The following is a 12,689-nucleotide window of genomic DNA, read 5'->3' as shown; positions in this document are numbered from 1 at the left end:
GTCACCAGAATCGGGATCTCAGCAAGCGTAGTCGCTTCCCATTCTGGTGCAAGCATGGCCGGTGCGGTCGTTCAGAAGCCGCTTTCGCGCAACACTACCGACGCCAGCCAGGTGCCCAGTTCCCCTAGTACGCTGCGCCGCTGCCCTTCGATCTTCAGCCTGCCACGCATCTCGTGCAGGCTTGCAGGAGGCTCGTCCAGTGCGATCAGTACTTGGAACATGGCGTTGTTGGGCACCAGCGGTTGCGAGCCGGTTGGTACCGGCCCGCCGAAGTGCGAAGACAGCATGCGGTGGGCCAGCTGGCTGGCGCGCGTGCTGCCGATGGCCAGGACCTTGCCGCGCAAGGCGCTGGCCTGCCCCTCGGGATAGAACAGTACGGGGTTGCCGACGGCCAGGTGGTGAACCTGGTCCTGCGCCACATAGGCATCGATCTGCCAACGGCTGGGGTCGATCAGGATGCCCAGGGGCTCCTGGCGACTGACCCACTGGCCGGGGCGCAAGTCCTGGTCGTGGTCCAACCAGGTGCCTGCGAACGGCGCTTGCAGGTTAAGCCGGGCGATTTCGTTGCGTGCGGCACGCGCCTCTTCGTTTTGCACACTCAGGCGTTGCTGGGTGGCCGCGTCCACGCTCAGCCCGGCCGGGTCGGCCAGCAGGCCGGACAGGCGTGCCTGATAACTGCGGGCGGTGGCTTCGCTGCTGCGCAGGCGTGAGTCCAGGTCGGGTTCGTCGAGCACTGCCAGCACTTCGCCGGCCTTGACCGGGCCCTGTTCACGCAGGGTTTGCAGGCGCGCTGGGTAGGGCGTGTAGACCCGCAGTTGATGCTCGGCGCGGGCCACCCCTACGGCATCCACCTGGCTGTGCCAAGGGATCGCCAGCGCCAGCACGGCCAACCCCAGGCCCAGGTAGAACAGTTGCTTGCGCCGCCCCGGGATGCGTGTACGTTGCTGCCACCAATGGTTCAGCTCGCGCTTCACCGGCAAGGCAATGAACCAGGCGATTTCAACCATGAACAGAACGATCCCCAGCAGTTTGAAGAAGAACAGGTACACCGCCACGGCGATACCCAGAAACAGCACCAGGCGGTACAACCAGGTGGCGAAGGCGAATGCCACCAGCAACCGACGTTGCCCGACAGGGAACGGCTCTGGCCACGCTTCCTGCAGCCCCAATAGGTTGCGCCGCAGGGCAACCCGTGCCAACGCGGAAGCGCGTTCGTGCAGGTTGGGAAAGTCGAGCAGGTCGCTGAGGATGAAATAGCCGTCGAAGCGCATGAACGGGCTGGCGTTGAGCGCCAGTGACAACACCCAGCTGGTGGTCGCCAGGTACAGCAGGGCATTGCGCAGCGGGCCGTCGTCACATAGCGCCCAGCCCAAGGTTGCAAGGCCCGCCAGGGACAGTTCGGTGGCGATGCCTGCCGAGGCGATCGCCAGTCGCTGGCGGGGACGTTTGAGCTTCCAGCTTTCGCCGGTATCGGTGTACAGCATGGGCCACAGCACGAGAAAGGCCACGCCCATGTGCCCGACCCGCAACCCCAGGCGTGTGGCCACCAATGCATGGCCCAGCTCATGCAAGGTCTTGGCGACGATCAGCGCCAGGGCGAAGCTCAACAGCCCTTCGCTGGAGAACGACTCCACCACCGCATGGGTGAAGCTGTCCCACTGTTGCATCACCAGGATGATGCCCAGCAAGCTCAGCGCGACCACCGACAGGCCGGTCAGTGGGTGGAACAGCCAGCCCAGGGCTTTGGCCAAATGCTGCAGCGCCACTTGCGGGCGCAGCAGCGGGATGCGAAAGAACAGGTAGTGGTGCAGCCACCAGCGCCAGCTTGACCAGGTGCGCGCTTCGCTCTGCGCCTGCAGCCGGCCCAGTTGCTCGCTGCCGGGGCGCAGCAAGTGGTGTTGTTCGAGAAACGCACGCAGCTCCAGCACCTGTTCCACATCCGGGTTCAGTGCGCTGTCGCGTGACACTTGGGCGCTGATCTGGCGGGGCGACTGGCCCCAGCGCAGCAGGCATTCGAATTCCAGCCAACCGATGCGGTAGAAGCGGTTGATGACCGTGTCGTGGATCATCCAGGCAGGCTCGCCGTCGCGGTTGTCGGCCGCTTCGCACAGGCGCAGGTCTTCGCGCAGCGGCGGCAATGGCAGGTCGGCGGGATCGAGCATCACCAGCCGCTCCAAGCCCGCAGGCTGGCCAACGGTCGGCGCAGCAGGTAATAGCCGAGTATCACCCGGTCGCCGTAGAGCTTGGCTGTGCCATGCAGGCCAAGGCGGGCATGCGCGGCATGCTCGTCGATGCTGGCCAGCAGGCGGTAGGCCACCACGCCATCGTCGGCAGGCCTGGCCTGGTAGCTGGTTTCAAGGACTTTGCCTTTGAGCGGGCTGAGCGGGTAGGCGGTGAGGAACAGGGTGACTTCTGCACCCGGCTCCAGGGCGATGGCATCGGCCACGGCGAGTTGAATCTGCATCGCCGGTTGCGCAGGGTCGGCGACTTGCATGATCCGTTCGCCGGTCGAGACAGGTTTGCCGAGCCAGTCGTTGGGGTCACTGAATACCGCCACGCCGGCCCGTGGTGCCAGCACCTGGGTACGCTTGAGCTGCGCCTGTACGGCGGCAAGCTCCGCGCGCCGCTGCTGGGCCCGGCCTTGCAGCAAGGTCAGTTCGCCCTTGCTTTGCGGGTTGTCGAAGGCGCGCTGGCTGGCGGCCACAAGCTCGGCATCGGCCACTGCAACTTCTTTGCCGAGCACATCGGCGCGGCTTCGCAGGGTGGTTTCGTCCAGGGCGAACAAGGGTGTACCGGCCTCGACCGGTTGGTTGGGGCGTACCTGTACCTGGTTGATCACCCCATCGATCGGTGAAGTGACGATCTGCGCCTGGCGCGAAACGATTTGCGCCGGCGCCAGTGCAGTCTGGCGCACGGGCACCAGCAGCAGGGCGCCGAACAGCAGCGCGACCAGCAGCACCTGGCGGCGGCTGGGGCGCCAGCGGCCGAGGCGCTGGCGGCGGGTCAGGGCGCTCCAGCAGTAAGCCCAGGTACGGGTCAGACCGTCCAGGTGCTGGTACAGCGCAGCGGGCGGGGCTTCTTCGAGCAACAGCACCAGCACGCCCAGGCGTTCACCTTCTTGCGTATGCAGCGGCACGCAGAGCAGGCCAGACGGCCACCATTCCGACCAGCCTTCGGCAATGTCTGGCGGGGGCGTGGCCGTGGTCTGGGTCAGCCACGCAGGTGTTCGATCGGTCAACTGCTCAGCCAGCCAGCGGCTGGAGCGCTTGAGCCAGACCAGGTAGGGCGAGTCTTCGCTGGGGCGCGCCAGGCCCGATACGCACAGCAGCTCGAGCGCCCCCTTGGCCTGCCTGAATACCAGCGCTTGGTGAAACGGCAGTAGCGGGTAAAGGTCGTTGGCCATACTGAAGGCCAGGGCATTCAACGACTCGGCGGTCATGGCCTTGTCGCGCAAGGCGTCCAGTTGCAGCAACAGCTGGGGGTGGGGCAATGGCTGGTTCATGGTCATGGCGCGAACCGCGCCGTGCCGCTCATGCCCGCCATCAACTCAGGGAACGGCTGGTCGAAGCGTGCTTCCAGTTCTACGGTCTGAGCCACCGCGTCGACCCTGGCGTTGATCACACTGACTTTCGCCGGGTAGGTCTTGCCGGTTTCATGCACCTGCACTTGCAGCGCTTGGCCGGGGCTGAGTGTCTTCAGTTGGCTGGAGGGCACATTCAAGCGCACTTTCAAGGCGCCATCACTGACCAGGTCGAACAGTGGCGTGCCAGCGCTGACCGTCTGGTAAGGCTTGACGTAGACCTTGGCGACATGGCCGGAGAACGGCGCTTGTACCTGGCAGTAACTCATCTGTGCCTCGCCCATGGCCCGCGCCCCGTCGGCTTTCTGCACTTCGGTGTTGGCGGCGGCCACTTCGATATCGCCCACGGCATCCAGCTTGCGCAGCTGCTTCTTGGCCTCCAGGTTCTGCCGGGCCATGGCCAGTTCGGCCACCGCCACCTTGCCCCGTGCCTGGGCTTCGCTGCAGTTGAAGCGGGCCAGGGTCGCGCCCTTGGCCACCCGTTCACCGAAGCTGGTTTTCAATTCGCCCAGCGTGCCGTTCATCTGGCTGGACAGGGTGGTTTCCAGCTCGGCGGCGAGCAGTACACGGATCGGCTGTGTGCCCTCGGCCGGTATCTCCTGTTCGGCATAGGCACAAAGGCTGGTCAGGGCCAGCAGCATGGGCAGGCAATGACGGGCAACGACGGGTATGGGCATTCTCGGTTCCTTGTCGAGAGGCGTCGGGACACGCAACAACAATGCTGCAACGCCTTCATACTAGAAAGGAAACCGATTTTTGCCCAATTGCCTCCAACGTTTTTGCAGGGCGCAGCCGATCAGCACAGGGTACGCAGCGGCAAACCGGCTGGCAGGCTCAAGCAAGGTGAGTCAACACACGATCAGAAGCCTTCCAGAACGATCTTGCCACGTGCTTTTCCACTCTCGATCATGGCGTGGGCACGTTTGAGGTGCTCGGCGCTGATCGTGCCGTAGTGCTCGCCGAGGGTCGTCTTCAGCACGCCCTCATCGACCAGCTGCGAAACGCGCTCGAGCAGTTGATGCTGCTTGATCATGTCCTCGGTCTTGTACAGCGAGCGCGTGAACATCAGCTCCCAGTGCAGGGACAGCGACTTGCGCTTGAGCGGCACCACATCCAGTTGCGCCGGGTCGTCGATCAGTGCCAGCTTGCCTTGTGGGCGAAGCACTTCGATCAGCTGGGTGAGGTAGGTGTCGGTGTGCGTCAGGCTGATCACATGGTCGACCGGGTCAAGCTTGAGCGTTTCCAGTTGCAGGGGGATCGATTCGGTGTGGTCGATGACATGATGAGCCCCCAGTGCTTTGACCCACGCTTGGGTTTCAGGCCTTGAAGCGGTGCCGATGACGGTCAGCTGGGTGAGCTTGCTGGCGAGCTGCACCAGGATCGAGCCAACCCCGCCAGCGGCACCGATCACCAGAAGGCTCTGGCCCTGGCCGCCGTTTTCTTCAACGCCCAGGCGGTCGAACAGCAGCTCCCAGGCGGTAATGGAGGTCAGGGGCAGGGCAGCGGCATTGGCGTTGTCCAGGCTGCGGGGCTTGTGCCCGACGATACGCTCGTCCACCACATGGAATTCGCTGTAGCTGCCAGGGCGGTCGATGGCGCCGGCATAGAAAACTTCGTCGCCGGGCCGGAACAACGTTACTTCTGGGCCGACTTCGCGGACAACGCCGACCGCATCCCAGCCGAGGACCTGTGGTTGCTCTCCACCACGGCTTGCACGGATCTTGGTATCGACCGGGTTGACGGCGATGGCCCTGACTTCAACCAGAAGGTCTCGGGCGCCAGGTTTCGGTGTGGGCAGTTGTGTGTCGTACAGCGACTGTGGGTCCTGGATCGGCAACCCAGGCTGGGTGTAAACGACGGCCTTCATTGGCGCTACCTCATTGGGGATTGGAAAAGTGGGTTCAGGCTATGCGTTTTGATTGAGTCGATAAACAGCTTGAATAGCGCAAGACTTTCTCTCTTGAAATGAAAGTTGCATGAAGCGCTGGCGGCAAGGTCCCAGCGCTCCACGCCAGCCCTTACTCAACGCTGTAACGCGGCGCCAACTGGTTGCTGGACAGCAAGCCGAACAGGGCCTGTCGGCCAGCTTCGTACTGGTCGAAAGCTTGCAGGTCGTGCAGTGATGGAAGGGAGATCAGCACGCCGTTGTCGAAGTCCTGCAGCGCGCCGTCCACCAGGTCCTGGGCCGACATCACGATGGCGGGGTCGAGGTTTTCAACCGGCAAGCCGCCGATTTGCCAGAAATCAGTGGCGGTGGCCCCAGGCAGTACCGCCTGTACCTTCACGCCCTTGCCCGCCAGTTCCTTGTTCAACGCTTGGGTAAAGGCGGTGACATAGGCCTTGCTGCCGCCGTAGACGCCGTTGAGCAGCTCTGGCGCCAGGCTGACGACGGACGAGATGTTGATGACCGCACCTTGCCCGCGAGCGACAAAACCAGGTACAGCCGCATAGGTCAGGCGGGTGAGGGCGGTAACGTTGAGGGTGATCATTTCGGCCATGCGCTCGACATCGCTGTCCAGCAGGCTGGTATGGGTGCCGATGCCGGCATTGTTTATCAGCACGCTGATGCTGGCGTCTTCGCGCAACTTGCGTTCGACCTTGGCCAGGTCATCGGCATTGGCCAGGTCTGCCGGGAACACTTCCACGTTCTGTCGGGTTTCGCTGGTGAGCCGGCCGGCCAATGCGTTCAGGCGCTCCCGGTTGCGTGCCACCAGCACCAGGTCATAGCCGCGGCGTGCCAGCCGCTCTGCGTAAATCGAACCGATGCCGGTGGAGGCGCCTGTGATGAGCGCGGTGCCTTTGAATACCTGTGTCATGGTGATACTCCGTTGTTTGGGTATGTGTGGCCATGATGCAGAAGGCGCTGCTTGTCTTAAACGACGTATATGGTAGTGTTTCAGGACATTGCGCAGAGGGCTTCCACCATGCACCGGGTCGGCTATTTGATCACCGAAGGCTTCCAGATCATGTCACTGGCCACGCAAACCGTGTTCGAGCTCGCCAACATCGTCGTGGGCAGCGCGGTTTACCGGATCGAGAATTTTTCCATCGAAGGCGGCATGGTGCGCTCCTCGCTGGGGATGCATATCGACACGCTACCCATGGCCGCCCCGGGCCTGGCGGACACCTGGATGGTCACTGGCACGTTGACGCCCTGGACGCCGCCCGGTGCAGAGGTACTGGCCTGCGTGCGGGGCTTCGTCGATGCTGCGCGGCGCACAGCAGGGCTTTGCACCGGCTGTTTCGTGCTGGCGCAGGCAGGCGTGCTGGATGGGCGACGCGCAACGACCCACTGGGCCTATGCGCCCAAGCTGCGTGAATTGCACCCCAAGATCGATGTCGAGGAAGACCGGATTTTCATCGTCGATGGAAACATATGGACGTCTGCCGGCATGACCGCCGCCCTGGACATGGCGTTGGGCATGGTGGAAAAGGACCTGGGCGCCGAGATGGCCAGGTCGGTTGCGCACAAGATGGTCATGCACCAACGCCGTTCCGGCGGGCAGTCCCAGCACTCCGAACTGTTGTCGCTTGCGCCCAAGTCGGACCGTATCCAGAGCGCGCTGGACTACGCACGCAAACACCTAAGCCGCCCATTGAGCGTGGAGGAGCTTGCCGAAGTGGTGCACCTGAGCCCGCGCCAATTCACCCGTGTGTTCACCGCCGAGACCGGGCAGTCACCGGCCAAGGCCATCGAGAGCCTGCGCCTGGAGGCTGCCCGGCTGATGATCGAGCAGAGTCGGCACAGCCTGGATGTGGTGGCCAAGGAGGCTGGCTTCAGGGACCGTCGCCATATGCGCGAGGTGTTCATCCGTGGGTTTGGTGTACCCCCTCAAGCCGTGCGAAGAGATGCTCGGCAGGTGCCGGCCCTCTGACAGGGAGGGCCACCTCAACGCAGCCCCAGTCGGCGATCGAGCGACAGCGCACCCGCTCCACGCCCGATCAGCAGCAGCAACAGGCCGGCCCAGGACAAATGGGTCGGCCAGGCATCGGGGTAGACGAACACCTCGATCACTGTGGTCATACCCAGCAGCGCGAACGCCGAAAGCCGTGTGAACAGGCCAAGCACCAGCAGCAGCGGGAACAGGTGTTCAGCGTAGGTGGCCAGGTGGGCTGCCAGCCAGGGCGATACCAGCGGCAGGGCGAACTCGCCTTGGAACAAGTCGTATGTAGAGGGGGTGATGGTCAGCAAGCCCTCGACTTTGGTGCGGCCAGAGAGAAAGAAGATCGAGGCGATGGCAACGCGCGCCACCAGGCACAGCAGGGTGTCGCTCAACAGCGTCTGCACCCGGTCGGCAAGGTGGTTCCAGCGCTGGCGCAGGCCATTGCCGGGGTGGGAGAGGTGAGTGGTGTCCATGACGCCTCCTTCAGGCGAATGACAGGGGACGAAAGACCTGTGCCGCCAGCATGCGGCTGAGTAGCTGTGTGAAGTCCAGGTCGGGCTGGGCCGACAGTGCGACCTGTGAGGCTTGTTCCAGGGGCAGGCCTTGGGCGCAGGCATCCAGGAAGGCGCAGCCGCCGACTTCCAGTGTTTGTTTGGCGACACCTTCTGCCGTGCCGCTCAACAGCGCGCCCTCTGCGATCCAGGGCTGCTCTGGCGGCCAGGCCAGGCCCTCGCGGCTGTAGTGCCACAGGGTGAAAACCGGGTGCTGTGCGAACCAGTGCCAACGCACGCTGCTTCGTGGTACCAGGCAGCTGTTTGCCAGGTCTGCGGCGGTCATCCCAGCCAGGTCGGTCAATACAAGGCAGGGCTCCAGGGGCGCTGCAAATGCTTCGCACCAGGCAAAATCCAGGCGGGCGACATCGGCCAGGTAAGGCATGTCGTAGTGGCGCTGCAGCGGTTCGAGAAAGGCGGCGAAGGCCGCGCCATAGTGGATCAGCCGTGGGTCGTCTGGCGGCATTCGTTGTGCGTAGGCCGCGGCGACCTCCTGCATCCAGGCCTGGCCGACCAGCGCTTCGACGCTGGGGAAGTTGCCGCGCAGGGCTTCGACAGCACCTGCCAGCACGCTGTTGCGGTACACCGAGAATGCAGCTTGGCCCGCCAGTGCGGCCAGTTGGGGGGCAGGGCGGTGATACAGTGCGTCGATGAAAGCGTCCTGAAACTGGCCAAGGGAAAGTGTCATGGTCGTGTACCTGCCTGATCGAGCAGCGCCTGGGCGGTGTCACGCTCTGCCAGCAATTCATCGAACGCAGGCAGGTTGCCGTCGCGCTCGACCAACGTCGGGCGGGGGCCGATACGGGCGATCAACTGCTGATACAAGGCCCAGACTGGCGCGGTGATGGCGGCGTCATGGGAGTCGATCAGCAGGCTGCCCTCGGAGTCGTGGCTGTGGCCGGCCAGGTGTATTTCGCTGATGGCCGCAGCCGGAAAACGTTCAAGGTACGCTGCCGCGCTGAACCCGAGGTTGTGGGCACTGACGTATACATTGTTGACATCCAGCAACAGGCTGCAGCCAGTGCGACGCACCAGCTCGTTGAGAAAGCCGATTTCATCCCAGTCATGCCCCTCCAGTCGCAGGTAGTGGCTGGGGTTCTCCAGGGCGATGCAACGCCCCAGGGCATCCTGGGTGCGCGAGATGTTGTCGCTGATGCGGGCCAGGGCCTCGTTGCTGCGGGGGAAGGGCAGCAGGTCGGGGTGGTACAGCCCGCGCCAGGTCGACCAGGCCAGGTGCTCCGACACCAGCGTCGGCTGCACCTCATCGACCAGCGCCCGCAGGCGTTGCAGGTGTGCCGCATCCGGTGCGGCGTCCGCCGCCAGCGATAGCGCGACACCGTGCAGCGACAGCGGGTGGCGCTCGGCGAAGCGTTGCAGCCAAGCCCTGCGCGGGCCGCCGACCATGTAGTTCTCCGGGTGCACTTCGAACCACAGCCCACTGGCCTGGCACGGCAGGGCGTCGGTGTAGTGCTCGGCCTTCAGCCCGAGCCCGGCGCCCAGAGGCGCGATGCTATTCATGGTCGGCGGCCTGCGCTCAGGACTTGATCGGGGTCAGCGAGCCCATGCCGCTGGGTGTCTTGATGGACGTGCAGGTGCCTGCGGGCACGTTTTTCCAGTGCATGCCGTCGTAGTCCTTCTTGGCACTGCCGGCACAGGTGGTGCCGGCACCAGCCTTGCAGTCGTTCTTGCCGGCCATGGCGACGCCGTAGCATTTCTCCATGGCAGCGCCAGCGCTGGTGGTGTTGGCCGGGTCAGCGGCCAGCGCAGCACCGGCCAGCGAAGCCAGGGCGAGGGCGGCGGTGGCGAGGGCGAGGGTTTTCATGATGCGGTCTCCGGAAGATGGGGCCGCGGCGTTGTACCGGCGGCTCATGGAGTAGTTCGCCCGCTGGGCCGAACCGGTTACAGCACCTTGAAAAAAAAGTGCGGCCGCGTGACAGTCGCCTACCGTATGAAGGCGGCAGGTTTTACGCGACAAAAACTTCCACGGTGGGTGTAACCCGGGTGGCCGATGCAACGAACTATTACTCAGGAGGCACTTGGCGCACGCGAGGCCCAGTTGCAGGCGTTGCTGCTGCAAGGGCTGACCGGCGATGCGGCGGCCTATCGGATGTTCCTGGCGGCGTTGGCCGTGCACGTGCGCAGTTTTTTGTCACGGCGCCTTGCTCAACGCCCCTGCGAAGTCGAAGACCTGCTGCAAGAGGTGTTGTTGGCCGTGCACAACGCCCGCCACACCTACCAGGCGCAGCAACCGCTGACCGCCTGGGTGCAGGCCATTGCCCGCTATAAACTGGCGGACCACTATCGCAGTTACGCCCGCCACGATGCGTTGCACGAAGGGCTGGAGGATGACAGCGACCTGTTTGCCGCCAGCGAGCAAGAGGCGGCTCAAGCCACTCGGGACCTGGCCAAGCTGTTGGCGCAATTGCCAGAGCGCCAGCGCTTGCCCATCGTCCATGTCAAGCTGGAGGGGCTTTCGGTGGAAGAAACCGCGCGCATGACCGGCCTGTCCAGCTCGGCTGTGAAAGTGGGCATTCACCGGGGCCTGAAGGCATTGGCCAAGCTGATGGGAGGCAAGGGCGACGATGAAGACCGATGACCTGATAGCCCTGCTGGCCGCCGGCGAAGGGCCGGTGCAACGCCATGCGCTGGCCCGACGCCTGGCGCTGGCGGTGCTGGGCGGTGCGTTGGGTGCGGTACTGATGACTGTGGCCTTGTACGGTGTGCGCGCCGACCTGGCATTGGTGGCGCACACCCCGCTGTTCTGGGCCAAGCTTGCCTTGCCCGGTAGCGTGGCGCTGCTGGCGCTGTGGCTGACCCAGCGGTTGGCCAGGCCTGGAGTGAAAGGCGGCGCGCTATGGGGGCTGCTTGGTTTACCGCTGCTGTTGGTCTGGCTGGGGGCTGCGACGAGCTTGCTCGGTGCCCCAGAGGGTGCCCGTGCCGAGTTGATCCTGGGGCGCACCTGGCGCACCTGCGCCTTGAACATCGCCTTGCTGTCGGTACCCACCCTGATTGCCATTGGCTGGGCGCTGCGTGGCCTGGCACCCATTCACCTGCGTCAGGCGGGCGCGGCGGGCGGTCTGCTGGCAGGTGCCACGGCTACCCTTGCCTATTGCCTGCATTGCCCGGAAATGGAGGCGCCGTTTTGGGGGCTCTGGTATGTGCTGGGCATGCTGGTGCCGGCTTTGGCGGGCACCTTGCTCGGGCCACGCCTGCTGCGCTGGTGACCGAGGCAGCTTTGTGGCCTTGCGGCTAAGCACCCAGGGCCCGTTTCAACACGTCGTAAACTCTGGCGTCACCTGATTGAGCAACGTTGAAACGAAGGAAGTCGCCTGCCGTCATGGACTGGCTAAAAGCATTTCCGGGCGCAAGCACTACACCGTCATTCAAACAGGTTCTCGCCAGCGTTGCTGCGTCCTTGCCTTGTGGGAGCTGGCACCACACGTACATACCTGCCTGGGGCGTTATCCAGGGTTTGATACCAATGGCCTGAAGCCTGGCCACTGTTACGTCCATTTGCTCGGCCAACCGGAGGCGAACGCTTTCCATGTGTTTGCGGTACCCGCTATCGGTAATAGCGTGATGGATGATGTCCGCGGCCAAGCGCCCACCGCCGAAGGTTGTCGCAATCTTGAGGTCGACCAGGCTGTCGATCCATTCACCACGCGCAGCGATATAGCCGCAGCGGACAGAGGCGGAGATAGTCTTGGAAAAGCTGCCGATCTGGATGACGCGAGAGAGGCCATCGAAGGCAGACAGGCGTGGCGCGGGCGTATGTTCGAAGTCGGCGAAGATATCGTCCTCCACGATCACCAGGCTGGAGTTGTCGGCCAGCTTGAGCAGGCGGTGTGCCGTGACCGGAGAGAGGGTGGCCCCTGTTGGGTTGTGGATGCCGGAATTGGTGATGTACAACCGGGGGGCGTGCTCGAGCAGGGCAGTGCCGAACGCCTCGATGTCTGGGCCCGTTGCCGTGTAGGGTACGCCTACGATGTTTACCCTGTGCGCTTTCAGAAGTGCGTGAAAGTTGAAATAGCAGGGGTCGTCCACCAGCACCGTGTCGCCCGGTTCCAGCAGAAAACGGCAAATCAGGTCGATGGCGTGCGTGCCCGATTCGGTGAGCATGATCTGTTCAAGAGGGGCTTCGATCCCGATGCCAGCCAGCCGCCGTGACAAAAACTGCCTGAGCGGCGGATGCCCAAGCGGAGAAGCGTATTCAGTCAGTTTGGCCGTGTCTGAACGGGCAACGACCCGAAGCGCTTTACGCATGCCCGCTTCGAACATCCAGGAGGGCGGTAGCCAGCCGCATCCCGGTTTCAGCGCATCGCTGGAGGTTTCCAGAGACTGGCGCGAGATCCACAACGGGTCGACCTCAAGATCAAGTTTTGGGCCAAGTTCGGTGAGTGCCAATGGCGCCACCGGCCCGGCTACGTAAAAGCCCGAACCAGGGCGCGAGCTAAGTACACCCTCTGCCATTAACCGCTCGTAGGCCTCAAGGACGGTAGAAACCGAAAACTGCATTGTCTGAGCCATTGCGCGGACCGAAGGAACTCTCGCACCCGGTGTGTAGGCCCGAGAGGCTATCCTGGACTGGATCTCACCCATGACCGTTCGAATTCGCGTGCCATTGCGCTTCATCGCATCCTCAACTGTGCTGGATTAATGTGCATAACAGTTCTG

13 protein-coding genes are annotated in these 12,689 nt (G+C 63.8%); 3 read left to right on the top strand and 10 right to left on the bottom strand.

Features of this window, described 5'->3' with window-relative positions; translation table 11 throughout:
• Window positions 1–71: 71 nt before the first annotated feature.
• From ACNQP3_RS15950 to ACNQP3_RS15930, 5 genes are all read right to left on the bottom strand, one after another.
• Window positions 72–2,162, bottom strand: coding sequence for an HlyD family efflux transporter periplasmic adaptor subunit (locus tag ACNQP3_RS15950; RefSeq protein WP_060492486.1), 2,091 nt, complete (start codon window positions 2,160–2,162; stop codon window positions 72–74).
• Window positions 2,162–3,508 carry an efflux RND transporter periplasmic adaptor subunit gene (locus tag ACNQP3_RS15945; protein WP_012272695.1) on the bottom strand — a complete coding sequence of 449 codons (1,347 nt, stop codon included), beginning with the start codon at window positions 3,506–3,508 and terminating at the stop codon, window positions 2,162–2,164. Before ACNQP3_RS15945 ends, ACNQP3_RS15950 begins: the two co-directional genes overlap by 1 nt.
• A complete protein-coding gene (locus ACNQP3_RS15940; RefSeq protein ID WP_012272694.1) occupies window positions 3,505–4,257 on the bottom strand; it encodes an efflux RND transporter periplasmic adaptor subunit in 753 nt (250 codons plus the stop codon). Before ACNQP3_RS15940 ends, ACNQP3_RS15945 begins: the two co-directional genes overlap by 4 nt.
• Before the next feature lie 182 nt (window positions 4,258–4,439).
• Window positions 4,440–5,447, bottom strand: coding sequence for a zinc-binding alcohol dehydrogenase family protein (locus ACNQP3_RS15935; RefSeq protein WP_060492487.1), 1,008 nt, complete (start codon window positions 5,445–5,447; stop codon window positions 4,440–4,442).
• Between the two features lie 151 nt (window positions 5,448–5,598).
• The gene (locus ACNQP3_RS15930; RefSeq protein WP_012272692.1) at window positions 5,599–6,396 is read right to left on the bottom strand and encodes an SDR family NAD(P)-dependent oxidoreductase; all 798 of its coding nucleotides are present in this window, start codon (window positions 6,394–6,396) and stop codon (window positions 5,599–5,601) included.
• A gap of 108 nt (window positions 6,397–6,504) precedes the next feature.
• Between ACNQP3_RS15930 and ACNQP3_RS15925 the strand changes: the two genes are divergently transcribed.
• Window positions 6,505–7,455 (top strand): GlxA family transcriptional regulator, encoded by a 951-nt coding sequence (locus ACNQP3_RS15925; RefSeq protein WP_060514124.1) that lies wholly within the window; start codon window positions 6,505–6,507, stop codon window positions 7,453–7,455.
• Window positions 7,456–7,469: 14 nt separating this feature from the next.
• On the opposite strand, the gene ACNQP3_RS15920 is transcribed toward ACNQP3_RS15925, so the two are convergent.
• From ACNQP3_RS15920 to ACNQP3_RS15905, 4 genes are read right to left on the bottom strand one after another with little or no spacing between them, the layout of a single operon-like run.
• Entirely contained in the window at window positions 7,470–7,937 is a 468-nt protein-coding gene (locus tag ACNQP3_RS15920) for a DoxX family protein (RefSeq protein ID WP_179027802.1), read from the bottom strand.
• Between the two features lie 10 nt (window positions 7,938–7,947).
• A complete protein-coding gene (locus ACNQP3_RS15915) occupies window positions 7,948–8,703 on the bottom strand; it encodes a DNA-binding domain-containing protein (protein WP_264316202.1) in 756 nt (251 codons plus the stop codon).
• The gene (locus ACNQP3_RS15910) at window positions 8,700–9,533 is read right to left on the bottom strand and encodes a DUF692 domain-containing protein (RefSeq protein WP_012272688.1); all 834 of its coding nucleotides are present in this window, start codon (window positions 9,531–9,533) and stop codon (window positions 8,700–8,702) included. Before ACNQP3_RS15910 ends, ACNQP3_RS15915 begins: the two co-directional genes overlap by 4 nt.
• A 16-nt stretch (window positions 9,534–9,549) precedes the next feature.
• Complete coding sequence (locus tag ACNQP3_RS15905; protein WP_012272687.1) at window positions 9,550–9,837, bottom strand: DUF2282 domain-containing protein; 288 nt, start codon at window positions 9,835–9,837, stop codon at window positions 9,550–9,552.
• 186 nt (window positions 9,838–10,023) lie between these two features.
• Here ACNQP3_RS15905 and ACNQP3_RS15900 point away from each other — a divergent pair, with 186 nt between their 5' ends.
• Both ACNQP3_RS15900 and ACNQP3_RS15895 read left to right on the top strand, forming a co-directional pair.
• Window positions 10,024–10,611 carry a sigma-70 family RNA polymerase sigma factor gene (locus ACNQP3_RS15900; RefSeq protein WP_041166520.1) on the top strand — a complete coding sequence of 196 codons (588 nt, stop codon included), beginning with the start codon at window positions 10,024–10,026 and terminating at the stop codon, window positions 10,609–10,611.
• On the top strand, window positions 10,598–11,239 hold the full coding sequence (locus ACNQP3_RS15895; protein ID WP_060492488.1) for a DUF1109 domain-containing protein: 642 nt from the start codon (window positions 10,598–10,600) through the stop codon (window positions 11,237–11,239). The genes ACNQP3_RS15900 and ACNQP3_RS15895 overlap by 14 nt, the downstream gene beginning before the upstream one ends.
• A 25-nt stretch (window positions 11,240–11,264) precedes the next feature.
• Here the strand turns inward: ACNQP3_RS15895 and ACNQP3_RS15890 are convergent, their stop codons facing one another.
• Window positions 11,265–12,647: a PLP-dependent aminotransferase family protein gene (locus ACNQP3_RS15890; protein ID WP_060492489.1), complete on the bottom strand. Its 1,383-nt coding sequence runs from the start codon at window positions 12,645–12,647 to the stop codon at window positions 11,265–11,267.
• Between the last annotated feature and the right edge of the window lie 42 nt (window positions 12,648–12,689).

It is taken from the genome of Pseudomonas sp. LFS074 (assembly GCF_047978165.1).
Classification (GTDB): domain Bacteria; phylum Pseudomonadota; class Gammaproteobacteria; order Pseudomonadales; family Pseudomonadaceae; genus Aquipseudomonas; species Aquipseudomonas putida_P.
This window is presented reverse-complemented; position numbering and strand designations above follow the sequence as displayed.